The sequence below is a fragment of the Mesorhizobium sp. M4A.F.Ca.ET.050.02.1.1 genome (assembly GCF_003997725.1).
Taxonomy (GTDB): domain Bacteria; phylum Pseudomonadota; class Alphaproteobacteria; order Rhizobiales; family Rhizobiaceae; genus Mesorhizobium.
The window spans coordinates 1-1,388 of sequence record NZ_RZSG01001143.1 but is presented as its reverse complement, the minus strand read 5'-3'; the positions used below and the strand labels follow the sequence as shown (position 1 = coordinate 1,388).

Sequence of the window (1,388 nt, the reverse complement as noted above, 5' to 3'; positions counted from 1 at the left end):
GTCCGATGGGGTGCACGCACACAACGGATAATATCGATCCGCCCACAAGGCAAACCTTAGCTGGCTTGGCCACTGCAGAGCGGCAGGGAGGTCACCGACGAGAGGCGCTGCGTGTTGGATTCATGTCGCTGAACGACCGCATGGAAAGCAACCGGCACCTCCCTGCGGGTAGTGATCAGGCGCCAATCGACGAAAACAGAACCGATCGGTTCGATTTATGTTGACGCATTGTGCATCAGGTTGTGAACGCCGGCTCAAGTGATCTTGGCACCCGTGGCGGGTGGAATTTACTAACTGATTGATATCGCAAAATAAGATTGTGGCAGGAGGAAGCCTTGCGCCGGATTTCAAGCGCCGCGCCGAAGGTCTTTTCGGCACAACTTCGTGACTGGAAACGACAGCGGCCACGACCCATCTCGGGGTGGTCCGAGCGACGCGAATTCCTCCCAAGGCACGCCACTTGACGGACAGAAGACAGAACTACTGGAGTACCTGAATGACCAAGATCGCTCTCACCACCGCCGCCTTCCTCGTTGCCACGGGCAGCGCCTTCGCCGGCAGTGACCATTATGGTTCGAACAACGTCAACCAGCCGGCCGTCACCCAGCCTGCCGCCAATGTCGACATCACGACCACGGCGTCGATCCGCAAGCCGGTCGAGCATGGCAAGACCACCTCCGAAGTCGCCCAGCCTGAATCCGGCCAAGGCATCTGGGGCCGTTAAGTGGACCCGACAACCTGACCTGGTCGGCAACCGCTGATGGCTTCGGTCATCGAATGCCTCGAGGCGGTGGGCTTGTCCCGCCGCTTCGCTTTTGCGCAAGCCTGAATCAAATCGGCAAGCTTCGGCCCTGTCGCTTTGTTCGGATTTTGTCTTTCGGCCCCGCAAGCACCAAGGGCCGCGCCGCGACTAACCCAAGGCCGCTACCCCAACTCCTTCGGCCTGATGCAATGCGTCAGCCGCGCGCCGCCGAAGCCGAGATCCGCCCAGTCTCCCTTGAAGACGAACCGGGCCAATGCCGCCGTCGGGAATTTCTCCTCGAGCTTCCGCAGCGCGCGGGCATCCGACCCCGAACCCGCGAGCCGCCGCGCGAAGTCCTCGAGCCCGGGATTGTGGCCGAGCACCAAAAGGCTGGCCGCATCGGCCTTGCGCACGACGGCCAGCACATCCACCGCCGCCGCCTCGTACAGCGCATCCGTGAATTCCGCCGCAGCGCTCTTCGGCAATTCGGCTGCGACCAGCCGCCATGTGTCGCGGGTGCGCAGCGCGGCCGACACCAGCGCCAGGTCAGGCAGCCAGCCGCGCCGGGAAAGCTCGCGCCCCATCAGCGGCGCCGTCTTCAGACCGCGCGGGCCGAGCGGCCGGTCGAAATCGGCAAGCTTGGGAT

At 63.2% G+C, this 1,388-nt stretch carries 3 protein-coding genes; 2 read left to right on the top strand and 1 reads right to left on the bottom strand.

Features of this window, described 5'->3' with window-relative positions; genetic code table 11:
* A partial coding sequence (locus EOA33_RS39995) for a hypothetical protein (protein WP_210212650.1) occupies nucleotides 1–224 on the top strand: 224 nt, incomplete at its 5' end.
* Nucleotides 225–496: 272 nt separating this feature from the next.
* Entirely contained in the window at nucleotides 497–724 is a 228-nt protein-coding gene (locus EOA33_RS35785) for a DUF680 domain-containing protein (RefSeq protein ID WP_127407729.1), read from the top strand.
* Nucleotides 725–924: 200 nt separating this feature from the next.
* Here the strand turns inward: EOA33_RS35785 and EOA33_RS35780 are convergent.
* Nucleotides 925–1,388 (bottom strand): histidine phosphatase family protein (locus tag EOA33_RS35780; protein WP_127407728.1); only part of this gene is annotated, 464 nt, incomplete at its 5' end.